This window comes from Rhizobium sp. SEMIA4064, from assembly GCF_003025035.1.
In the GTDB taxonomy this organism is placed as follows: domain Bacteria; phylum Pseudomonadota; class Alphaproteobacteria; order Rhizobiales; family Rhizobiaceae; genus Rhizobium; species Rhizobium paranaense.
In genome coordinates this window covers 281,283-303,438 of the sequence record NZ_PYJN01000019.1, presented here as the reverse complement: position 1 = coordinate 303,438, position 22,156 = coordinate 281,283, and the positions used below count along the sequence as shown (strand labels likewise).

Genomic DNA, 22,156 nt, shown 5'->3' with positions numbered 1-22,156 from the left:
GGCAGTTTGCGAAAGCGGCAAACAGTTCCGGTTTTATCCTAGTATTCATCCTGCTATGATGAGCCATGACCATCAATCAAAACCAGACCGTTCTCGAAGCTAAACGCCGTGAGTTCGGCGCTTTTCTTCGATCTCGCCGGGAGAAGCTGACGCCGGCAAGCGTGGGTCTGCCGGATGGATTTCGCCGGCGGACGCCGGGGTTGCGACGCGAGGAAGTGGCGCTTCTCGCAGGCGTCGGAGCCACCTGGTACACCTGGCTGGAGCAGGGGCGGGATGTGCGTGCTTCGGCGGAAGTGCTGTCGGCGCTTGCCGATGCATTGCGGCTGGACCCTGCGGAACGACGGCATCTCTTCACCTTAAGCGATCGGCCGTCGGCGGAAATTCCTTCGCGCGGGCCGGAAGAGGTGCCGGAATCCCTGCGGCGGATGCTTGCGAGCCTCACCGGCCAACCCGCCTATGTCCTCGGCCGGCGCTGGGATGTGCTTGCCTGGAATTCGGCGGCGGTGGCTCTTTTCGGCGATTACGGCGCGTTGCAAGGCGATGCGCGCAATAGCGTCCATCGGGTATTTACCGATCCTGCGCACCGCGAGCTGTTGGTCGATTGGGAGATCGTGGCGGCAAATTCGCTCGCCATGTTCCGCGCTGACAGCGCGCGCTACGCAGGCGATCCCGACTTCGAACGGCTGATCGCTACGTTGACGCAGACAAGCCCGGAATTTCGCGCCTGGTGGCCGAAACAGGAAGTGCTGCGGCCGCTCGCAGGCTACAAGCGCTTGCGCCATCCGCAGGGCGGGCTGATGACGTTCGAATATACGGCACTTGCCGTCATCGACCGGCCGGATATGAAGCTGGTCGTCTATACGCCGCTGGATGAGGACGGAACCGGCGAGAAGCTGAAGACACTCCTGGGTCGGAACGCAAAAAGCTGATCGCGCGGCGCGCCAGCGCATAAGGCCCCTGTAACCTCAGCCTTCAAGATCGCTTTTCAGCCGGTCAAGGATCGATAATGCGTGGCCGGCATAGGCGCTGATCCACCGGTCGTGAATCTGCTTGATCGGCAGGCTGTTGAGATGATTCCAGCGCTCACGACCCTCCTTCTTGGCAATTACCAAATCAGCCTCTTCCAGCACCTTCAGATGCTGCATCACCGTGCAGCGGTCCATATCCGCAAAAGTCTCGCAGAGCATGCCGGTCGTCCTCGGTGCCTCCTTGAGCATGTCGAGGATTTCGCGCCTACGGCGGTGCGCCAGGGCTTTGAAAATGAGGTCGCTGTCCGATTCGCTTGACATGTTATGTTTTTATAACATAATGACCTTGATCGCAATGGAGATGAGCACAGCGGAGGAAAACCATGACGTTGAATGTTCGTATTTCGGGACGCATCGGCCGCAAGGTGGATGAGGTCTTCGATGCAGTTGTCAATCCGAAGAAGCTTTCGAGCTATTTCACCACCGTCGGCGGCGCCAGCGCGCCGCTCGTGGCAGGAACGACCGTGATCTGGTGGAAAAACGCGCCGGTCGAGGTCAGCGAGGTGAAGCCCGACCGACGGATCGTCTTTCACTGGGAAGGCGGCACCGGCGAAGACGGAGCGCGCTACAGGACCAAGGTGGAGATGACGTTCGAACCGCTGGAGGATGGCGGTACCCTGGTGACGATCGAGGAATCCGGCTGGCGCGAGGACGCAGCCGGGCGGCGCGGCACCTATTTGAATTGCGAGGGCTGGACGCAGATGCTTTGCTGCATGAAGGCTTTCGTCGAGTACGACATCAATCTGCGCGAGGGATTCTTCCTGAGCGAAATGCGCGGCGAGCCTGCGGAGGCGCCGGATCGATGAGGCAACAGGCAGCGCTCATACGCTGCTCACCGTTCACCGTCTCAACCGCGCAAGCTTCCCGGCGGCGCGTTGCCGCCGAGAAGACCAGTGCAAGCGCTTACCCCCGGTGCCAAGCGTGCAAACTCTGCGTCAGCCTGCGCGCCATGGATAGTTGTCGAGGCGACCGCGTCGGTCGCGCTTCCAGCCGAATAAAGCACATAACCGGCCACCAAACCGATGAATATCGCCAAAGATTGGAGCGGGTCGACAAGCTCGAGCTGCGCTCGGGAACGCAACGTGTGCCGGATTTGGAAGATACGATCGTCAAAAAGATGCATCGGCAGGTGTGACTAGCTGGAATTTCCTGATAGAGAGCTGCGTTGATTGCAGGTCACACTGTTCACTTTTCTGTGTGGATAAGCTCAAAATCCGGGTGAATGACAAATTCCTTTAAATAATAACAGATTCATTGCTGGCGGAACGGGTCCTGCGCCAAAATTGCCCAAATTCAGAATGATGGGAGCGCTCGAGAAAAAGAGCCCGTCGTAAGAAGTGCAGGCGGTAACACGAAGATGCAGACTACCGTTACTGCATATCCGAGCAAACGGGACCGGCGAAAGCCAATTCAAACAGGTAGAGCATGTCGACCCCAATCGATCTGGAAAAAGCCGATGAGGAACTGGAAGCGCGCGGTGGCATAAGCGGATTCTTGAACCGCAATCGCACGCTGATCGTCGCTATCCTCACCGTTGCCGTCTTCGGTATCGCCGCCTATGCGATCTTCGATCTGACGAACGAAGTGCGCTATGACGATGTGGTGCATGCGCTGGCGACGACGAAAGTCTCGTCCATCCTGCTTGCCCTGTTCTTTACGGGTCTCAGCTTCTTTTCGCTGATCTTCTATGATCAGAACGCGCTGGAATATATCGGCAAACGGCTGTCGTTCCCGCATGTGGCACTGACCTCCTTCAGCGCCTATGCCGTCGGCAACACCGCCGGCTTCGGTGCGCTCAGCGCCGGCGCCATCCGCTATCGCGCCTATACCCGGCTCGGTCTGGCCCCGGACGACATTACCCGTGTCATCGCTTTCGTGACGCTTGCCTTCGGCCTTGGGCTTGCCGCCGTCGGTGCCATCGCGCTGATGATCATCGCCGATGAGATCGGCCCGCTGATCAACGTCGACGGCCTGTGGCTGCGTCTGATCGCCGGTGCTATTCTCGCAGCGCTGGCCATAGTGATCATCGTGGGCCGCAATGGCCGCGAGGTTCGGATCGGGCCGATCGCCATCCGACTGCCGGATTCGCTGACCTGGTCGCGCCAATTCCTGGTGACCGCGGTCGACATCGCCGCGTCGGCCTCCGTGCTCTACGTCTTGCTGCCGGATTCGGCCATCGGCTGGCCCGGCTTCTTCGCGATCTACGCCATCGCTGTCGGCCTCGGCGTGCTCAGCCACGTTCCGGCCGGTTTCGGCGTTTTCGAGACGATCATCATCGCGTGGCTCGGCAGCTCCGTGAACGCTGACGCCGTTCTCGGTTCTCTGGTTCTCTACCGCGTCATCTACAACGTCATCCCGCTGGCGATCGCGATCCTTGCGGTTTCGGCGGCGGAGCTGCGTCGTTTCGTCGACCACCCGGCCGCTTCCAGCATGCGGCGTATCGGCGGTCGGCTGATGCCGCAGTTGCTGTCGACCTTCGCGCTTCTGCTGGGCATGATGCTGGTGTTTTCGAGCGTGACGCCGACGCCGGACAGGAACCTCGAATTTCTTTCCAGCTTTCTGCCGCTGTCGCTCGTCGAAAGCGCGCACTTTATCTCCAGCCTTCTCGGCCTGGCGATGATCGTTGCTGCCCGCGGCCTCGGCCAGCGTCTCGATGGCGCCTGGTGGGTTTCGATCATCTCGGCGGTCTTTGCGCTGCTGTTCTCGCTGCTGAAGGCCATCGCGGTGGTCGAGGCTGCGCTTCTCGCCTTCCTCGTTTTCGGCCTCGTCGTCAGCCGCCGGTTGTTCACACGCCCGGCTTCGCTGCTCAACCAAGCTTTGACGGGCGGATGGTTGACGGCAATCGCCGTGATCTGCATCGGCGCCGTTGTCATCCTGTTTTTCGTCTATCGCGACGTGGATTACAGCAACCAGCTCTGGTGGCAGTTCGAATTTACCGAAGAGGCGCCGCGCGGGCTTCGTGCCGTGCTCGGCATCTCCATCGTGTCATCTGCGATCGCGATCTTTAGCCTGTTGCGGCCGGCTACCGCGCGCCTGGAGCCGGTTTCCGACCATGCCGTCGAACGAGCCGTTGAAATCGTGCGCAAGCAAGGCGTCGCCGACGCCAATCTCGTGCGCATGAGCGATAAAAGCATCATGTTCTCCGAAAAGGGCGATGCTTTCATCATGTATGGCAAGCAGGGCCGTTCGTGGATCGCGCTGTTCGATCCGATCGGGCCTCGGCACGCGCTGCCGGAGCTTGTCTGGCGCTTCGTCGAAGCTGCCCGTTCGGCCGGCTGTCGTTCGGTGTTCTATCAGATATCGCCGACACTTTTGTCCTATTGCGCCGATGCCGGTTTGCGTGCTTTCAAGCTCGGCGAGCTGGCGGTGGTCAATCTCGCGAATTTCGAGCTGAAGGGCGGCAAATGGGCCAATCTTCGCCAGACGGCGAGCCGTGCCGTGCGTGATGGACTAGAATTTGCCGTTATCGAGCCGCAGCATGTGCCCGATGTCATCGATCAGCTTGCCGAAGTTTCGGAATCATGGCTTGCCGATCACAACGCCAAGGAAAAGGGTTTTTCGCTTGGCGCTTTCGATCCCGACTATGTCGTGTCGCAGCCGGTAGGCGTGTTGAAGAAGGATGGTAAGATCGTTGCTTTCGCAAACATCCTGATGACGGAGACCAAAGAAGAGGGCTCCGTCGATCTGATGCGCTTTTCGCCCGATGCGCCGAAGGGGTCGATGGATTTTTTGTTCGTGCAGATTCTCGAGTATCTGAAGGAGCAGGGCTTCCAGCGCTTTAACCTCGGCATGGCGCCGCTATCGGGCATGTCGAGGCGGGAATCGGCGCCGGTTTGGGACAGGGTCGGCGGAACTGTCTTCGAACACGGCGAACGCTACTACAATTTCAAAGGGCTTCGTGCCTTCAAATCCAAATTTCATCCCGAATGGCAGCCACGTTACCTAGCCGTTTCGGGAGGTGTCAGTCCAATGATCGCGTTGATGGATGCCACATTCCTCATCGGGGGCGGACTTAAGGGGGTCGTGAGGAAATGATCTTGAAATACGCAATGTCATTCGCTTTCGCATTCATGTTGACAACGGGCCTACTGGCATCAGGCGCGGCGAAAGCGGACGAGGACGGCACCAAATACGATCTCGGCATGATCTCCCCGCCGCATATCATGCGTCCGCAGGGTAAGGTGACGAGCGAGGTCGTTCTGATCTCCGACGCCAGCGGCTGGGGCGACAAGGAAAAGGGCGTTGCCGACAAGCTCGTCGCCAATGGTACCCTGGTCATCGGTATCGACTATCCGTCCTTCCTGGCGTCGCTCAACAAGTATGACGTCAGCCAGAATGACGGCTGTATCTACATGGTCTCCGATCTGGAGTCGCTGAGCCAGCAGGTGCAGCGCTCCCTTGCCGACAGCACCTATGAATTGCCTGTCATCGCCGGTGTCGGCGCCGGCGGCGCCATGGCGATGACCATCGCCGCCCAGACCCCCGACGCCACCGTGGCCGGCACGCTTGCTGTCGATCCGACCTTCGGCATCGCGCTGAAGCAGGAGCTTTGCACGCCGGCCGAAAAGAAGACCGATGGCGACATGGTGTCCTTCGGCCTGCAAGACGGCGCGCTGCCAAACCCGATTCTTGCCACCTTCACCTCGAAGGCTCCCAAGGATGGACGCGATCATGTCGAGGAGATCCAGAAGGAGCATCCAGACGTCAAGGTCACTGATTCCGACCAGGATGACGCCTATGCGGCGCTGAGCGACGGGCTGGTGGATCTGATGAAGACGATCGACAGTGAAAAGTCGCCGCTCGGCCTGCCGGTCGATGTCATGAACACCAAGCCGACGGAAGACACGCTGGCGATCGTCTATTCCGGGGATGGCGGCTGGCGCGATATCGATAAAGAGGTCGGCAGCTATCTGCAGGACCAGGGCATCCCCGTCGTTGGTGTCGATTCACTGCACTACTTCTGGTCGGAGCGCGATCCGCAGCAGACGGCCGACGATCTCGCCCGCATGATCCAGTACTACACCAAGCGCTTCAAGGTGAAGCATGTGGTGCTGATCGGCTATTCCTTCGGCGCCGACGTGCTGCCGGCGAGCTACAACCGCCTGAAGCAGGCGGATAAGGACAAGATCGTGCAGATGTCGCTGCTGTCGCTGTCGCGCAAAGTCGACTATGTGATCTCGGTCATGGGCTGGCTCGGCGCCGAGAGCGAAGGCAAAGGCGGCGATCCCCTCGCCGATCTCAAGTCTATCAATCCGAAGACGGTTCAATGCATCTACGGCAAGGATGACGACGAGGACGTCGCCTGCCCTTCGCTAAAGGGCACGGGCGCCGAAGTCATCGCCATGGATGGTGGCCACCATTTCGATGACGACTACGAGGCGCTGGCCAATCATATCATCGACGGTCTGAAGAGCCGGCTCGGCGAATAATATAGCGCTATGCGCGGCGGTCTGCTCCGTCGCGCATCCTGCCGCGATGATGGATATGCCAGAGCTCGGTGAGCCGGCGTTTTCCCACCTGCCATCCAGCATTCATTTGCTTCTTGCCGCCGCTGTCGGTAGTCGGAGCAGAGATATCGTGAGTGAGCCCTGGCTCGCCGACTGATCCCGCCAAACCGAAAGGGACTAACCTTGTCCGCCGCACCGTCTTTCGCCTTTGACAAAAGCTATTCCGGATTCCTGTTCGACATGGATGGCACGATCATCAATTCGATCGCTGCCGCCGAGCGTGTCTGGGGGGATTGGGCGCGCGGCAAGGGGCTGGATGTTGAGGCGTTCATGCCGACCATGCACGGTGCGCGCGGCGTCGATACGATCGGCCGGCTCAACCTGCCGGGCGTCGATCCGGTAGCGGAGTCGATGTTGATCATGGAAGCGGAAATCGCCGACGTGGAAGGCGTGGTGCCTCTGCCGGGTGCCATCGAATTCCTAGCCTCGCTGCCGCCGGAGCGCTGGGCGATCGTCACTTCCTCGCCACATCGGCTTGCCCTGGCGCGCCTTGCCGCCGCCGGCATCCCGGTTCCACGCTTCATCGTCACCGCCGAAGACGTCAAGATCGGCAAGCCCGATCCGCAATGCTACATTCTCGGCGCTGAGCGCCTCGGTCTGCGACCGTCCGATTGCCTGGTTTTCGAAGACGTGATGGCCGGCATCAGGGCGGGCGAATCCGCTGGCGCCGACGTCATGGTGATTACGGCGACGCATTCCCATCCGGTCGATACCAATCATCCGACGCTGCTGAACTATGAGAATGTTCGAGCGCATGTCGATGGAGATGGCGGGATTTCGGTGATGCGCCGGGACGGTTGACGTCCGACTGGCGAGCATGCAATCACCGCATGTCGCGTTCACGCATTGCAATGGGCCGCCAGCTCATTATGTTTTCGTGATATTGTCGAAATCCACGAAAGCCCGATGACCCCCAAAGAGCTGAAAACCCTATATCGCACCGAGCGCCTGGCAGCGCGTGATGCCATTTCTCCCGATGAGCGTATCGAAAAGGGGCTGGCGATGCTCGCGCATGCCGGCGATGCGATCGAGTTTCAACCCGGAGAGATCATATCCGGCTTCCTGCCGATCCGATCCGAAGTGGATATACGGCCGCTGATGGCGCGGCTGCGCGAGCGGGGTGCAAGGCTCTGCGTGCCGGTCATCCTCGACAAACGCACCATCGTTTTTCGCGAACTCGTTGCGGGTGCGCCGCTCGTTTCCAGCGGCTTTGGCACAGCAGGGCCGGGGCCAGAGGCTGCGGTGTTGGACCCGCATATTATGCTGGTGCCGCTTTCGGCTTTCGACAATACCGGCCATCGTATTGGCTACGGCGCGGGCTATTACGACCGCGCCATCGATCGATTGCAGCAAAAAGGGCTGAATCCACGGTTGATCGGCATTGCATTCGATTGCCAAGAAGTGCCATCAGTACCGGCTGAGCCGCATGATGTCCGCCTGGACGCGATTTTGACCGAGAGCGGACTCAATTTCGTCTCCGTAGAGATTGGATAGGAAATGCGGCTGCTATTTTTAGGTGACATGGTCGGCAAGACCGGACGGGTTGCGGTTTGGGATCGCCTGCCGGGCCTCATCTCCGATCTGAAGCTCGACTTCGTCATCGTCAATGGCGAGAACGCCGCCGGCGGCTTCGGCATCACTGAGGACATTTTTCTGGAAACGATCAATGCCGGCGCCGATGTGGTGACGACGGGCAATCACGTCTGGGATCAGAAGGAAGCGGTGGTGTTCTGCGAGCGCCATGATCAGTTCCTGCGCCCCGCCAATTATCCTGCCGGCACACCCGGTCGTGGTTCCGGCATCTATTATGCCCGCAATGGCGCCCGCGTACTCGTTGCCAATATCATGGGCCGCGTCTTCATGCATCCGGAACTGGACGATCCGTTCAAGTCGGCGGAAGCGATCCTCGATGCCTGCCCGCTGAAGGAGCAGGCGGACGCCATCGTGTTCGATTTCCATGCCGAAGCGACCAGCGAAAAGCAGTGTTTCGGCCATTTCGTCGATGGCCGCGCCAGCTTCGTCGTCGGCACGCACACGCATGTGCCGACTGCCGACGCGCAGATCCTGAACGGCGGCACCGCCTACATGTCGGATGCCGGCATGTGCGGCGATTACGATTCGTCGCTTGGCATGGAAAAGGAAGAGCCGCTCAACCGTTTCATTTCGAAGATGCCGAAGGGTCGTTTCGAGGCCGCTTCCGGCCCGGCCACCATCTGCGGCGTCGGTGTCGAGATATCGGATGCGACGGGGCTTGCCGAAAAGATCGCGCCTCTCAGGATTGGACCGCGCCTGGCCGAGACCATTCCGGAATTCTGGCGTTAGCCCAGCCGCTGACCGCCCGGCGGCGATGACGCGATTGTGAGCAATCCGATCGGGATTGCCGCTGGACGTACCTCAGGCCATGCCGCATCCTTCGCCCTCTGTGGAGCTGAAAGGGTGGCATGATGCTGCGATTTCCCGTCTTCGCTGTGATCTTCCTGCTCACTGTGGCAGGTTGCAGTGTCGCAGACGCCCAGGAGAGACCTTCCCGCCCACATGTCAGCCAATGTCAGGCCGTCGCGCAGTCGCTGCCGCAGGCGACATTTGCCAGCTTTACCGGTTCAGCCCCGACGCCGGCCAACGATTCCGTCGGCGGCGATGTAAAAATCACTTTCCTCGGTCATGCCACTCTCTTCATCGAGACTCCCGGCGGCGTGTCGATCGCGACTGATTTCAGCGGCGTCTTCCCACCGCCCCATACGCCTGATGTCGTTACGATGAACAAGGCGCATCCGAGCCATTACACGCTGACGCCGGACCCGGCGATCAAATATGTGCTGCACGGCTGGAGCGATACGCCCGGCGAGCCGGCGAAGATCAATTTGACCGTCGGCGATACGCTGATCCGCAATGTGGTGACCGATATCCGCTCCCTGTCGGGAGGCGTCGAGGCGAACGGCAATTCGATCTTCATCTTCGAAGTGGCGGGCCTTTGCATTGGCCATCTTGGCCACCTGCATTTCGAGCTCAACGACAAGCAATATGCCGAGATCGGCCGGCTCGATGTCGTCATGGTGCCGGTCGATGGCGGCCTTACCATGGGCGCGGATAGCATGAGCCGGGTGGTGAAGCGGCTGCGTTCGTCGCTCATTCTGCCCATGCATCGCTGGGGACCGCCGATACAGCAATTCCTGACGATGTTCGGTCCGGATTTCGACGTAGCCTATGCGCCGACCGCAAGCACCACGATTTCGCTGAAAACGCTGCCGCGAAAGCCGCTGATTTACGTGCTGAAGGGGCTTTGAGCCGATCAGCACGATGCCCGGGCGGCCCTCTCCCTCCGCCCGGGCACACCTTCGAAGGATATCGCTGCCGGGCGCCCTGTCGGGGGCGTCATCGCGGGCTTTTTGCTTGAATGAAAGCCACTTCGCTCTTATAAGGCGGCCCATTCCCAACAAAAGACGTGAACAGGGGTGCCATGGCTGGCCATTCACAGTTTAAAAACATCATGCATCGCAAGGGCCGTCAGGACTCCGTGCGTTCGAAAATGTTCTCCAAGCTGGCGCGTGAAATCACTGTCGCCGCCAAAACGGGTCTGCCTGATCCGAGCATGAACGCAAGTTTGCGCCTGGCGATCCAGAACGCCAAGGCGCAGTCGATGCCGAAGGACAATATCGATCGCGCCATCAAGAAAGCCTCCGGCGCGGACACCGAGAATTACGATGCGGTCCGTTATGAGGGCTACGGCCCGGGCGGCACGGCGATCATCGTCGAGGCTCTGACCGACAATCGCAACCGCACCGCGTCGAACGTCCGTTCGATCTTCACCAAGGCTGGCGGCGCGCTCGGCGAAACTGGTTCCGTCTCCTTCTCCTTCGACCATGTCGGCGAAATCACCTACAAGCCCGAGGTCGGCGATGCCGATAAGGTGATGGAAGCCGCCATCGAAGCCGGCGCCGACGATGTCGAGAGCGACGAAGAAGGCCACACCATCATCTGCGGTTTCGAAGCGATGAACGAAGTCGCCAAGGCGCTCGAAGCGACGCTTGGCGAAGCCGAAACCGTCAAGGCGATCTGGCGTGCCCAGAACAATGTGCCGGTCGACGAAGAAAAGGCACAGTCGCTGATGAAGCTCATCGACAGCCTGGAAGATGATGACGACGTGCAGAACGTCTACTCGAACTTCGAAGTCTCCGACGAGATTCTGGCCAAGCTTTCGGCCTAATTTCTTCTGCCAAAAAAATAGACCCCATTCTCACAAGGCTTTGCCTAACGGAGAATGGGGTCTTTTGTTTTTCAGGCCGCCTTTTTGAACGACGGCAATTGCGCGAATAGTTCCACCGATCTCAGCCGCGCCTCGATGTCGTGGATCGGCATCGAGATGATCACTTCGTCCGCTTCCGTATCCTTGATGAACTGAGAAAGCTTGGCTTCCGCCGTCGCGGGTGAGCCGACGACGGCATAGCGCAGCGTGTGCTCGACGTTCAGCTTTTCCATCGGCGTCCAGAAATCATCCATGTCCTTGCGGGGACGGGGGAAGGGGCCACGGACATTGCGGCGCAGGTTGACGAATTGCTGCTGTGCCGAGGTGAAGTGATATTGCGCTTCTTCATCCGTATCCGCGGCCGAACCCATCACGCCGACCATCACATAGGGCTTGTCGAGCGTTGCCGATGGCGTGAAACGGTCGCGATAGATGGCGACTGCGTCGAGCAGCGCTTCCGGCGCAAAATGCGAGGCGAAGGCATAGGGCAGACCGAGCATGGCGGCGAGATGGGCGCTGTAGAGGCTTGAACCGAGCAGCCAGATGGGCACCTTGGCACCGTTGCCGGGCACGGCAAGGATCGATTGGTTCTCGTCGGCCGGGCTGAATAGGTGCTGCAGCTCGACAATATCGTTGGGAAAGCTCTGAGCGCCGGCATCGAGATTGCGGCGCAGTGCCTGCGCGGTGCGCATATCCGTGCCCGGCGCGCGGCCGAGGCCGAGATCGACGCGGCCCGGGAACAGGGCTTCCAGCGTGCCGAATTGCTCCGCGATTACCAGCGGAGAATGGTTCGGCAGCATGACGCCGCCCGAGCCGATGCGGATACGCGAAGTCGCTGCTCCGACATGGCCGATCACGACCGCGGTCGCGGCGCTGGCGATGCCTGGCATGCCGTGATGCTCGGCCAGCCAGAACCTGGTGTAGCCAAGCGCTTCCGCCTTCTGCGCCATGCGCTTCGAGCTCTCGAAGGATTGGCTGACGGTGCTGCCCTCGGCAACGGGCGAAAGATCGAGAATGGAAAAGGGGACCATGGCAAGAAACCTGCGTGGTGAAAGGGGAGGAGCAATTCTCTCCATGTAGGAGCGCGGACACTCCATTCCAAACCCCGCCCTGCAATTTCGTCATCGTGATTTCAGAACTACAGAAAGGCGATAGCGTCGGGAGTTTGTTTTTGTTTTGTTCACATTTTGCTGGCACATCTGCTGCTCCAAAGATAGGTTAACGCATGCAGAACATGATTCGAATCATCGGCATCGATCCCGGCCTGCGCCGTACCGGCTGGGGCATTATCGACACATTGGGCAATTCCCTGCGTTTCGTTGCCTCGGGAACAGTGACATCGGATGGCGAGATGGATCTCGCGTCGCGCCTATGCCAGCTTCATGACGGGCTTGCCGATATCGTCCACAGCTACAAGCCGGATGAAGCCGCCGTCGAACAGACCTTCGTCAATAAGGACGCGGTGGCGACGCTCAAGCTCGGTCAGGCGCGCGGGATCGCCATGTTGGTGCCGGCGCGCGCCGGACTGCAGGTTGCGGAATATGCGCCGAACGCCGTCAAGAAGGCGGTGATTGGCGTGGGGCATGGCGAGAAGCAGCAGATCCATATGATGCTGAAGATCTTGATGCCGAAAGTAGAGTTCAAGGGAAACGACGCCGCCGACGCGCTGGCCATCGCCATCTGCCATGCCCACAATCGCGGTGCCAGCCGGATGCGTCAGGCGGCACTGGCGGGGTAGTTTGTTTTCGTTACCGCTCCTACTTTCCTTCACTTGACCTCATCTCCCCGAAACCCATCCCTGACGGACATCATTCATGATCGGCAAGTTGAAAGGCACAATCGAAGAGATCGGCGAGGACTATGCGCTCGTGGATGTACATGGTGTCTGCTACGTCGCCTATTGCTCGGCGCGCACGCTGTCGAAGCTTGGCTCCGTGGGGGAAGCCTGCGTTCTCTTCATCGAAACCTATGTCCGCGAGGACCAGATTCGCCTTTTCGGGTTTACGTCGGTGTTGGAGCGGGAGTGGTTCAATCTTCTGCAGACCGTGCAGGGCATTGGCGCGAAGGTGGCGCTGGCGCTGTTGTCGACGCTGACGCCGGCGGAGCTTGCCAACGCGATCGCGCTGCAGGATCGCAGCGCCGTGTCCCGTGCGCCGGGTGTCGGGCCGAAGGTGGCAATGCGCATCGTCACTGAGTTGAAGAACAAGGCGCCGGCTTTTGCGGGCGAGGCGATCAATATCGGCCTCAAGCAGGAATTGGGTGAGGGCGTCGCTTCCGCTCCGGTCGCCGATGCCGTTTCCGCGCTTACCAATCTCGGTTACTCCCGCGATCAGGCCGCGAACGCAGTCGCGGCCGCGATGAAGTCGGCGGGCGAGGGGGCAGATAGTGCCAAGCTGATCAGGCTGGGATTGAAGGAACTGTCCCGGTAATTCCTTTCTTTCCTGAATATTCCTTGCTAAGATAAAAATGTAAGGAGACGAGCCATGACCATTTACGATGCTACGGTAACCTCCAAAGGGCAAACCACGATCCCGGTCGAGATTCGCGAGAAGCTGAAACTCAAACCCGGCGATAAAATCCGCTTCATCATGCATGGCGACAAGATCTACCTACGCGCCAAGAACAAGAAGGCTGCGGATTTGGCTGGCCTTCTGCACGATCCCAACCGGCCGCCCTTGTCACTTGAGGATATCGACGAGGCAATCGGCGAATATCTTGAGGAAAAGGATCAGAGAATAAAAGATGATTGGCATCGACACCAACGTTCTACTTAGATTTATCTTGGCAGACGATCCCGCTCAGCTCGAGGTTGCGAGGCGCTTCATCAATCAGCGTTCAATGGCCGATCCGGCGTTCATTTCCTTGCTCGTTTTCGCGGAGGTTTGCTGGGTGCTCCGGCGAAGATATAAATACGGCAATGAGGTGATTGCCGCGGCCTTTCGTCAATTGCTGGCGGCGGAAGAACTGATCTTCGAAGATGAATACTACATTGATGAACTTATAGCGGACGATGCACCGTTGAATTTCGATCTGTCGGATCATGTTGTGGCCCATATTGCAGCTCGTAATGGCTGCGCCAAAACCGTAACCTTCGATGAAAAAGCCGCGAAACGCATACCCGGAATGGAATTTCTGACATGAGCGAAGCCGCACGCCTGATATCGCCGGAAAAGCGGGGCGAAGACCTGGATGTGACGCTGAGGCCGCAGTCGCTGGACGAGTTCACCGGCCAGGCGGAGGCGCGTGCCAATCTCAAGGTGTTCATCGAGGCGGCGAAGGGGCGAGGAGAGGCGCTGGATCACGTCTTGTTCGTCGGTCCACCCGGTCTCGGCAAGACGACACTGGCGCAGATCATGGCGAAGGAGCTTGGCGTCAATTTCCGCTCGACGTCCGGTCCGGTTATCGCCAAGGCCGGCGATCTTGCGGCACTTCTGACCAATCTCGAAGAGCGCGATGTGCTCTTCATCGATGAAATCCATCGCCTCAACCCGGCCGTGGAAGAAATCCTCTATCCGGCCATGGAGGATTTCCAGCTTGACTTGATTATCGGCGAAGGCCCGGCGGCGCGGTCGGTGAAGATCGACCTCGCCAAATTCACGCTGGTTGCCGCTACCACCCGTCTCGGCCTGTTGACGACGCCGCTGCGTGACCGTTTCGGCATTCCGGTTCGCCTGAGCTTCTATACCGTCGAGGAGTTGGAGCTGATCGTGCGGCGCGGGGCGCGGCTAATGGGGCTCGGCATGACTGAAGAAGGCGCGCGCGAGATTGCCCGGCGCGCCCGCGGCACGCCGCGCATCGCCGGCCGCCTGCTGCGCCGAGTGCGTGATTTTGCCGAAGTGGCGAAGGCCGAGGCTGTGACCCGTGAGATCGCCGATGAGGCATTGACCCGGCTGCTGGTCGACAATGTCGGTTTCGATCAGCTCGACAAGCGCTATCTCAACATGATCGCGGTGAATTTCGGCGGCGGCCCGGTCGGTATCGAAACCATCGCCGCAGGCCTCTCCGAACCGCGTGATGCGATTGAGGATATCATCGAGCCCTATATGATTCAGCAGGGCTTCATTCAACGCACGCCGCGCGGCCGCGTGCTGACGGCGATCGCTTGGCGGCATCTCGGGATGCAGCCGCCGAAGGACCTGGAGGCAGCGCAGTTCAGGCTGTTCCAGGAGGAAGGCGAGTGATTGGCCGACGCGGGTTTCTGAAGCTTTTCGGCAGTAGTATCGTCGGGTTGCTGACACTCGGTGGCTATGCTTTCGGATACGAGCCCGTGGTGCGTTTGAGCACAACCCGTTACCAGTTGACTCCCCCAGCCTGGACGCCGGGGCTGAAGCTAAGGATCGTGGCGCTTGCCGATTTTCATGCGTGCAGGCCGTGGATGACGGCCGATCGCATCGCATCCATCTGCGCCCGCGCCAACGATCTCGGTGGCGATATCATCGTTCTCCTGGGCGATTACACATCGGGAACAGATTTCGTAACTGGCCATGTCGATCATGGCGTATGGGCGGCGGAGCTTGCAGCCCTGAAGGCGCCGCTCGGCGTTCACGCGATCGTCGGCAATCATGACTGGTGGCACGATGCTACTGCGCAGAAGAACGGCCATGGCCCGACATTCAGTCACAAGGCGTTGGTCGATGTCGGAATTCCGGTTTATTCCAATCGATCGGTTCGCTTGGAAAAGGATGGACATGGCTTTTGGCTTGCGGGTGTCGAAGATCAGCTTGCCCTGCGCCGGAGCGTCCGCTGGAAGCGTCAGTTCACGGAAGGGCTCGATGATCTCGACGGCACGCTGGCGCAGGTGAATGACGATGCGCCGGTCATCCTCCTTGCGCACGAGCCCGATATCTTCCCAACCGTACCGTCGCGCGTGTCGCTGACATTGTCCGGCCATACGCATGGCGGGCAGGTCAGGGTTTTCGGCTGGTCGCCCTATCTGCCGTCGCGCTATGGCGACCGATATGTATATGGCCATATCGTCGAGGAGGACCGGCATATCATCGTCTCCGGTGGCCTCGGCTGTTCGGTCGCACCGGTTCGTGTCGGCGTGCCGCCGGAAATCGTTGTGATCGATCTGGGATAGGACGATGTCGAAACGCAAGATCATCAGGTTGAACGCCGGTCACGCGCGATATCAGATGCGTGTTGCCGGCCTCGGTTTTCGTGAGGGGCATGTGCTCGTCCATCGCGCCGTGCATGAACCGTTCTGGACCTTTCCGGGCGGCCGCGCGGAAATCGGCGAGACGTCGGAGGAGACGTTGCGGCGGGAGATGATCGAAGAGCTGGGCGTCGAGGTGGTGGTCGGCCGGCTGCTCTGGATGGTGGAGAATTTCTTTCGCTACGAACGGCGTAACTGGCACGAGCTGGGACTCTATTATCTGATGGATATCCCCCGGAGTTTCCCGTTCCATCCCGAGGAGATCGTTCATCGCCTCAAAGACGGCGACGATCATCTCGAATTCAAATGGGTGCCGGCCACGCGCGAGGCGCTGGTTGCACTGGATATTCCGCCCTATTTCATCGCCGACGAGATCGAAAGCCTGCCACAGACTGCGCGCCATCTGGTTTGGCGGGACGGTGATCTCGACAAAGCGTAGAGAAGGGAGTGCAAAGTATGTCCGGTTTCGATCCGATCCGCGTATTCCGCAAGCTCGCTTACAATAACGCCCTGGCGAATACCCGATTGTATCGGGCCTGTGCGGCCCTTCAGCCCGGTGAGTTCGAGGCCAGGCGGGTGAGTTTCTTTCCGTCGATCAAGTCGACGCTTAACCATATTCTCACGGTCGACTGGTTTTATGTCGATGCGCTGGAAGGCGGCACGCTCGGTCTTAAGGCGTTCGACATCGAGGAGCCGTTCGACACGCTGGATGCATTGTCGGTGGAGCAAGACAAAGTCGACCGGCGGCTCGTAGCTCTGTGTGAACATCTGAATCCCGAGGCGCTGGTGCGGGTGATCGACCTGCATCGCGGCAATCGCATCCAAAGAGAGCGTGCGGAGGATGTGCTGAGTCATCTTTTCCAGCACCAGACCCATCATCGGGGGCAGGTGCATGCCATGCTCGCCGGCAGCAGCGTCGCTCCACCGCAACTGGATGAATTCATCGTTGCCGACGACGCGAGGTTCCGGGGTGAGGAATTGGCGGCGCTTAGCTGGGACGAGACAATGCTGATGCGCTGAACGTCGCAGGGCGTAGCGGCATCGCCAATCTCGCAATCGCCTCTTCCAGCAAAGCCGGCCCACCGCCGCGCCAGCCAAGCGCACGGATTTTCGACATATCCATTACGCTGACGACGCCCTGTGGCGCGGGTGCGGGCAGGGGGTGCGGACAGCCGGTTGCCCGCTGCAACTGCGACAGGATCTCATGCGTGTCGGTGAGAATATCCGAAAGGTTGAAGGCCTCGCCGTTGATGCGGCTGGTCTCGGTCTCCAGCAGAAGGCGGGCGGCGCGGCCGACGTCCCGGCCGTGGACCTCGGTTCCCGCGCGGGAGGAAACCGGCTTTCCCGCAAGATAATCCGCAAAAAGATCATCCCATTTGTTCGGGCGGAGATCGCCATAGACGCCTGTCGCTCTTAGGCTTGCGGTGGCAAAACCGGGAGCGGATAGGGAGAAGAGAGCGTGCTCGGCATCGCGCTTTACTTCGCCATAGAGCGTGTTCGGCGTCGGGATCATGTCCTCCATCAGCGTCTCGCCGGCCAGCCGGTCGCCATAGACGGCGCGCGACGAGAGAAAAATGCAGCGGCGGATGCCGGCACGTTTCGCAGTCTCGAACAGCTTTATGGTGCCATCCCGGTTGAGCCGGCGAAAGCTCTCTGGGTCATCGCCTTCGCCGCCGCGATACTTACCGGGGACATGCGCGAAGGCCGTGTGCACGAAGAAATAGGCATCGTCGAAGACGTTGCTCTGGTCGCCTGAAGGGTCGAGGCGAAGCGGCACGAAGGCGACGGGCTGCGAGAAAAAGCCGGGTTCCGGCGCATTGCGGCCGCCGACGGCAACTCGATATCCGGCGGCCAGCAGTTCCTCGACGATATAGCGACCGACGAGACCTGTTCCGCCCGAGACCAGAACTTTCATGCTGCTGCTTTCGGATTGGCGAATGCGGCTATGTCAGGCACGTCGCGCCCGGCATGGAAATGGTGCCACAAATCGATCAGAGGCTTCAGTTGATCAGCCTTCGGATGGTTCTTCTCCCAAGGCTTCTCATACTGGTAGTGCAGGATCGAAATGCTGTTCCAGTCCCAAAGCGCGGGCATGGTGAACCATACATATTGCAGCATGTTCATGAAGACCGGCAGGCCGTGCCAATCCGAGAAGAATGTCTCAAGAAAGGTCTGGTCGGTGCGTCGCCAGAAAACGTCGGGACGGTCAAGCAGCTTCAGCATGTCCTTGAAGGTCGCAAGCGAAGGCTTGGCGACGAAGACGCCGGAATTCATTCGATGAAAATCCGCAAGGCTTTCATAAACATTGGGTGCGGCGGAAAATTCCGGATAGTCGAAGAGCTTGTCGACATTCTTCAGCACCAGCGCATCCGCATCGATGAAGACGCAGGTGTCGTAATCGATGAGCTGCCAGAGCCTGAGCTTGCAGAAATTATCGAGCGGCGAGTGAAAGGACGGCTTGCGGCCTTTGGTGAAGGGGGCGTTGGCGTGGAGATTGCCGCGCGCGTGGCGCTCGTTGAATTCGTCGGAGAGCGGCAGATGTTCCACGTCCACCAACCGGCAGCCGAGTTCCTCCAGCGGCACAAGATCGCTTTCGTCGACGCCTGCCGTGTGCAGCACGACCATATCCGCTTTGGTGTTGGTGCACGAAATCGAGTGCATCAACGCCTTTGCGCCCATGGCGTAATCGGCATTGGTGACGAGCGTGACAAAGGCTTGCCGCGCCCGAGGGCTGGAGCGTGGCCGCACTCCCTGCAGCATTTCGCTTCCGAACATCATGAGACCGATTTCAATCGCTTACCTTCGGGATCGTGGTTGATGGTCGCCGCGAGATCCTTCGTCCAGGCGGAAACGGCCGGGACGCGGGAGCGATCGACGCGATAGGCATATTTCCTGGCGACATCGACGATTTCGCTCAAAAGACCCGCTTGCAGGGTGATTGGCGCGAGACCGAGATCGAGGAACTTGTCGTTCTTGACGATCAGGTCGTTCTCCGGCGCTTCCTTGCGAGGATTGGGCAGACGAATGATTTCCGCACCGCTCAACTTGGCGATCATCTCCGCGAGATCGCGGACCCGATGCGTCTCCGTCATCTGGTTGAAGATCTCGACGCGGGCGTTGCGCGGCGGCGGGTTCTTCAGCGCCAGCTCAATGCAGCGCACGGAATCCTGGATGTGGATGAAGGCGCGGGTCTGCCCGCCGGTGCCGTGGACGGTCAGCGGATAGCCGATCGCCGCCTGGATGAGGAAGCGGTTCAGCACCGTGCCGTAATCGCCGTCATAGTCGAAACGGTTGATGATCTGCTCATGGCGGCGGGTCTGCTCCGTGTGCGTGCCCCAGACGATGCCCTGATGCAGGTCGGTGATTCTGAGGCCGTCGTTCTTGGCATAGAACTGGAAGAGGAGCTGATCCAGGCACTTGGTCATATGATAGATCGAGCCTGGATTGGCCGGATAGAGAATATCCTGATTAACCGTTCGACCATCGGCGGTCTCGATGCCGACGGGCAGGTAGCCTTCCGGAATGGCGGCGCCGACCGTCGAATAGCCGTAGACGCCCATGGTGCCGAGGTGGACGAGATGGGCGTCGAGGTTGAGCTCCACCAGCGCGTTCAGGAGATTATGCGTGGCGCTGACATTGTTGTTGACCGTGTAGTTCTTGTGGCGGTCGCTCTTCATCGAATAGGGCGCGGCCCGCTGTTCGGCGAAGTGCACGATTGCATCCGGGCGATGCTCGGCCAGCCACTTTTTCAAAAGCTCATAATCCTTGGCGAGATCGATGAGGTTGAAATGGATGCGGCGGCCGGTCTCGGCGTGCCAGATGCGGGTGCGCTCCTGGATCGAATCCATCGGCGTCAGCGACTGGACGCCGAGTTCCGTATCGATCCATCGGCGGGAGAGATTGTCGAGAATATGGATCTCATGACCTGCGTCGGAGAGATGCAGCGAGGTTGGCCAACCAATAAAACCGTCGCCGCCCATAACCGCTATTTTCATGAGATCGTTTCCTTCTGCGTCGACCGCTATCCGGCCTATCCCGGATAGTCAGTATTTATGACAATCGTTCAAAGCTTGCTTGATGGCAGAAGTTCGGCCAAAGAGGGTCCCCAGATTTTTTGGAGATGCGGCGACGATGAACAGCCCCTTTCTGATTGCCGGGGAACTGGAAGCCGGTGGCCACCGGCTGGTGCAGCGAGTCTATTACGAAGATACGGATTTTTCCGGCCTCGTCTATCACGCGCGCTACCTCCACTTCCTCGAACGAGGCCGCACGGACTACCTGCGCTGCCTCGGCGTGGAACAGCGCGAGCTTCTGAATGCCGATGAGGAAGGGCTGGTTTTCGTCGTTCACCGCATGGAGATCGACTTCAAGGGACCGGCGCGAATGGACGATCTGCTGGTGATTCGCACGACGACCGAGAAGGCCGGCGGCGCCAAGATGGTGCTGTCCCAGGAAATCCGCCGCGGCGAGACGCTGCTGATCTCGGCCAAGGTCATTATCGCCGTGATCAACGCCAAGGGAAAACCGCGGCGGTTACCGGAAAAGTTGGCTGCGCAGATGCTGGTGGCGTCCGAGGCTGCGGTTTAACGTCGCGACGCGGGCTGCTAGCGCGGCTGGCAGGCAGCCGCGCACGGCAATATCGCGGTCCGAAAAGTCTCCTTGCTAAAACTTGACTTTTGTGTGAAGGAATTTCCGCGCGCAAGATTTGTTTTGTGCCCGCCGCCGGTTTCGCCCGGTCCGTTCTTTCCAGGAGACAGAATAACCTTCGTCACCGTCCAATCTTTCATGCTCCGACGCTAACATTCTTTTAACCATAATAGTGTCTTACTGCCCTTGTCGGAGTTTGTGCGGCGCACGCCTTCCTTTGACCAAATTTGACGGCAAGAAGGCAGTTGTAAGCTTGGAAAGCTTTGACCAGGGCGTTCAGCGGCGGCTGCCAAACATTTCTTGTGAGATCACTTTTAGCCGCCCGGTCTAGCGCCGGGCGTTTGGATTCGGGGATTTTGGATCAATGGAACAAGTAGCATTGGCAGCGGCCACCACACCGGACATCACTCTCTGGTCGCTTTTCATGCAGGCGGGCTTGGTGGTCAAGCTCGTGATGCTCGGACTGCTCGCGGCATCCGTATGGACCTGGGCGATCGTCATCGACAAGTATCTGAGCTACGCTCGGGCACGCCGGCAGTTCGATCATTTCGAACAGGTCTTCTGGTCGGGCCAGTCGCTCGAGGAACTCTATCGCACCCTTTCGGAGCGTACCAATACAGGACTCAGCGCCATCTTCGTCGCCGCCATGCGCGAATGGAAGAAGTCGTTCGAGCGCGGCGCACGTTCGCCGATCGGCCTGCAGATGCGTATCGATCGCGCCATGGACGTCACGCTGGCGCGTGAATCGGAACATCTGGTCGCTCGCCTCGGCTCGCTTGCGACCATCGGTTCGGCCGGTCCGTTCATCGGTCTGTTCGGCACCGTCGTCGGTATCATGACCTCGTTCCAGGCGATCGCCGGCTCGAAGTCGACGAACCTCGCGGTCGTCGCTCCCGGTATCGCCGAAGCCTTGCTCGCGACCGCGATCGGCCTCGTCGCTGCTATCCCGGCGGTTATTGCCTACAACAAGTTCTCGGCCGATGCCGGCAAGCTGTCGGGGCGCATGGAAGGTTTTGCGGACGAATTCTCCGCCATCCTGTCGCGCCAAATCGATGAGAAGCTGCAGCCGCGTCAGGCAGCGCAGTAAATCGCAGACGGAACCGGAGTAAATCACATGGCAATGTCTGTTGGAGGCAAAGGTGGCGGCGGTGGCCGCCGGGGCGGGCGTCGCGGCGGTGGCCGGGGCGGTCCGATCGCCGATATCAACGTGACGCCGCTGGTCGACGTCATGCTCGTGCTGCTGATCATCTTCATGGTGGCCGCACCGATGATGACGTCTGGCGTGCCGATCGACCTGCCGCAAACGCAGGCTGGCGCCTTGAACGCCCAGACCCAGCCGATCACCATTTCCATCAAGCAGGACGGCCAGGTCTTCCTGCAGGAAACGCAGATCGACGCGGCCGACATCGCCGCCAAGCTGAAGGCGATCGCCACCACTGGCTACAACGAACGCATTTTCGTGCGCGGCGACGGGAAAGCGCCCTATGGCGTCATCGCCGACGTGATGTCGCGCATTCAGGAGGCTGGTTACAAGAATATCGGCCTGGTTACGCAGCAGATAACGGACCACTGACGG

General features: G+C 59.8%; 25 protein-coding genes. 20 read left to right on the top strand and 5 right to left on the bottom strand.

From position 1 onward, the window contains the following. Positions 1-65 precede the first annotated feature (65 nt). Positions 66-929 carry a helix-turn-helix transcriptional regulator gene (locus C9E91_RS15205; protein WP_107109118.1) on the top strand — a complete coding sequence of 288 codons (864 nt, stop codon included), beginning with the start codon at positions 66-68 and terminating at the stop codon, positions 927-929. Positions 930-965: 36 nt separating this feature from the next. On the opposite strand, the gene C9E91_RS15200 is transcribed toward C9E91_RS15205, so the two are convergent. Then, complete coding sequence (locus tag C9E91_RS15200) at positions 966-1,289, bottom strand: ArsR/SmtB family transcription factor (protein ID WP_107109117.1); 324 nt, start codon at positions 1,287-1,289, stop codon at positions 966-968. A 62-nt stretch (positions 1,290-1,351) separates the two neighbouring features. Here C9E91_RS15200 and C9E91_RS15195 point away from each other — a divergent pair, with 62 nt between their 5' ends. The 8 genes from C9E91_RS15195 (at position 1,352) to C9E91_RS15155 (ending at position 10,739) form a co-directional block, all read left to right on the top strand. Continuing rightward, positions 1,352-1,834 carry an SRPBCC domain-containing protein gene (locus C9E91_RS15195; RefSeq protein WP_107109116.1) on the top strand — a complete coding sequence of 161 codons (483 nt, stop codon included), beginning with the start codon at positions 1,352-1,354 and terminating at the stop codon, positions 1,832-1,834. Between the two features lie 619 nt (positions 1,835-2,453). Further along, positions 2,454-5,063 carry a bifunctional lysylphosphatidylglycerol flippase/synthetase MprF gene (gene mprF / locus C9E91_RS15185; protein ID WP_107109114.1) on the top strand — a complete coding sequence of 870 codons (2,610 nt, stop codon included), beginning with the start codon at positions 2,454-2,456 and terminating at the stop codon, positions 5,061-5,063. After that, a complete protein-coding gene (locus C9E91_RS15180; RefSeq protein ID WP_107109113.1) occupies positions 5,060-6,457 on the top strand; it encodes a virulence factor in 1,398 nt (465 codons plus the stop codon). The genes mprF and C9E91_RS15180 overlap by 4 nt, the downstream gene beginning before the upstream one ends. A 201-nt stretch (positions 6,458-6,658) precedes the next feature. Next, entirely contained in the window at positions 6,659-7,336 is a 678-nt protein-coding gene (locus C9E91_RS15175) for an HAD-IA family hydrolase (RefSeq protein ID WP_245407505.1), read from the top strand. A gap of 105 nt (positions 7,337-7,441) precedes the next feature. After that, on the top strand, positions 7,442-8,029 hold the full coding sequence (locus C9E91_RS15170) for a 5-formyltetrahydrofolate cyclo-ligase (protein WP_107109112.1): 588 nt from the start codon (positions 7,442-7,444) through the stop codon (positions 8,027-8,029). Positions 8,030-8,032: 3 nt separating this feature from the next. Continuing rightward, on the top strand, positions 8,033-8,857 hold the full coding sequence (locus C9E91_RS15165) for a TIGR00282 family metallophosphoesterase (protein WP_107109111.1): 825 nt from the start codon (positions 8,033-8,035) through the stop codon (positions 8,855-8,857). 119 nt (positions 8,858-8,976) lie between these two features. Then, complete coding sequence (locus tag C9E91_RS15160; RefSeq protein ID WP_107109110.1) at positions 8,977-9,819, top strand: MBL fold metallo-hydrolase; 843 nt, start codon at positions 8,977-8,979, stop codon at positions 9,817-9,819. Positions 9,820-9,992: 173 nt separating this feature from the next. After that, positions 9,993-10,739, top strand: a complete 747-nt coding sequence (locus C9E91_RS15155; protein WP_107109109.1) for a YebC/PmpR family DNA-binding transcriptional regulator — start codon at positions 9,993-9,995, stop codon at positions 10,737-10,739. A gap of 71 nt (positions 10,740-10,810) precedes the next feature. On the opposite strand, the gene C9E91_RS15150 is transcribed toward C9E91_RS15155, so the two are convergent. Next, positions 10,811-11,809, bottom strand: coding sequence for an LLM class flavin-dependent oxidoreductase (locus tag C9E91_RS15150; RefSeq protein ID WP_107109108.1), 999 nt, complete (start codon positions 11,807-11,809; stop codon positions 10,811-10,813). A 194-nt stretch (positions 11,810-12,003) separates the two neighbouring features. Here C9E91_RS15150 and ruvC point away from each other — a divergent pair, with 194 nt between their 5' ends. The 8 genes from ruvC (at position 12,004) to C9E91_RS15110 (ending at position 16,953) form a co-directional block, all read left to right on the top strand. Continuing rightward, complete coding sequence (gene ruvC, locus C9E91_RS15145; RefSeq protein WP_107109107.1) at positions 12,004-12,516, top strand: crossover junction endodeoxyribonuclease RuvC; 513 nt, start codon at positions 12,004-12,006, stop codon at positions 12,514-12,516. 76 nt (positions 12,517-12,592) lie between these two features. After that, on the top strand, positions 12,593-13,207 hold the full coding sequence (gene ruvA / locus C9E91_RS15140) for a Holliday junction branch migration protein RuvA (protein ID WP_107109106.1): 615 nt from the start codon (positions 12,593-12,595) through the stop codon (positions 13,205-13,207). A 54-nt stretch (positions 13,208-13,261) separates the two neighbouring features. After that, positions 13,262-13,552, top strand: a complete 291-nt coding sequence (locus tag C9E91_RS15135; RefSeq protein ID WP_107109105.1) for an AbrB/MazE/SpoVT family DNA-binding domain-containing protein — start codon at positions 13,262-13,264, stop codon at positions 13,550-13,552. After that, positions 13,521-13,919, top strand: a complete 399-nt coding sequence (locus C9E91_RS15130; RefSeq protein WP_107109104.1) for a type II toxin-antitoxin system VapC family toxin — start codon at positions 13,521-13,523, stop codon at positions 13,917-13,919. Before C9E91_RS15135 ends, C9E91_RS15130 begins: the two co-directional genes overlap by 32 nt. Next, a complete protein-coding gene (gene ruvB, locus C9E91_RS15125) occupies positions 13,916-14,959 on the top strand; it encodes a Holliday junction branch migration DNA helicase RuvB (protein ID WP_107109103.1) in 1,044 nt (347 codons plus the stop codon). Before C9E91_RS15130 ends, ruvB begins: the two co-directional genes overlap by 4 nt. Next, on the top strand, positions 14,956-15,858 hold the full coding sequence (locus tag C9E91_RS15120) for a metallophosphoesterase (RefSeq protein WP_107109102.1): 903 nt from the start codon (positions 14,956-14,958) through the stop codon (positions 15,856-15,858). The genes ruvB and C9E91_RS15120 overlap by 4 nt, the downstream gene beginning before the upstream one ends. Positions 15,859-15,862: 4 nt before the next feature. Next, positions 15,863-16,372 (top strand): NUDIX hydrolase, encoded by a 510-nt coding sequence (locus C9E91_RS15115; RefSeq protein ID WP_107109101.1) that lies wholly within the window; start codon positions 15,863-15,865, stop codon positions 16,370-16,372. A 17-nt stretch (positions 16,373-16,389) separates the two neighbouring features. After that, positions 16,390-16,953: a DinB family protein gene (locus C9E91_RS15110; protein WP_107109100.1), complete on the top strand. Its 564-nt coding sequence runs from the start codon at positions 16,390-16,392 to the stop codon at positions 16,951-16,953. Here the strand turns inward: C9E91_RS15110 and C9E91_RS15105 are convergent. The 3 genes from C9E91_RS15105 to C9E91_RS15095 are packed head-to-tail and all read right to left on the bottom strand — an operon-like array spanning position 16,922 to position 19,928. Beyond that, complete coding sequence (locus tag C9E91_RS15105) at positions 16,922-17,848, bottom strand: NAD-dependent epimerase/dehydratase family protein (protein WP_107109099.1); 927 nt, start codon at positions 17,846-17,848, stop codon at positions 16,922-16,924. The genes C9E91_RS15110 and C9E91_RS15105 overlap by 32 nt on opposite strands. Next, on the bottom strand, positions 17,845-18,693 hold the full coding sequence (locus C9E91_RS15100) for a glycosyltransferase (protein ID WP_107109458.1): 849 nt from the start codon (positions 18,691-18,693) through the stop codon (positions 17,845-17,847). Before C9E91_RS15100 ends, C9E91_RS15105 begins: the two co-directional genes overlap by 4 nt. Before the next feature lie 14 nt (positions 18,694-18,707). After that, the gene (locus C9E91_RS15095) at positions 18,708-19,928 is read right to left on the bottom strand and encodes an NAD-dependent epimerase/dehydratase family protein (RefSeq protein WP_107109098.1); all 1,221 of its coding nucleotides are present in this window, start codon (positions 19,926-19,928) and stop codon (positions 18,708-18,710) included. 136 nt (positions 19,929-20,064) lie between these two features. On the opposite strand from C9E91_RS15095, the gene ybgC reads away from it, so the two are divergent. From ybgC to tolR, 3 genes are all read left to right on the top strand, one after another. Then, positions 20,065-20,520 carry a tol-pal system-associated acyl-CoA thioesterase gene (ybgC, locus tag C9E91_RS15090; RefSeq protein WP_107109097.1) on the top strand — a complete coding sequence of 152 codons (456 nt, stop codon included), beginning with the start codon at positions 20,065-20,067 and terminating at the stop codon, positions 20,518-20,520. A gap of 424 nt (positions 20,521-20,944) precedes the next feature. Further along, the gene (gene tolQ, locus C9E91_RS15085) at positions 20,945-21,667 is read left to right on the top strand and encodes a protein TolQ (protein ID WP_107109096.1); all 723 of its coding nucleotides are present in this window, start codon (positions 20,945-20,947) and stop codon (positions 21,665-21,667) included. Between the two features lie 27 nt (positions 21,668-21,694). Next, positions 21,695-22,153, top strand: a complete 459-nt coding sequence (tolR, locus tag C9E91_RS15080; RefSeq protein WP_107109095.1) for a protein TolR — start codon at positions 21,695-21,697, stop codon at positions 22,151-22,153. The last annotated feature ends 3 nt before the right edge of the window (positions 22,154-22,156 follow it).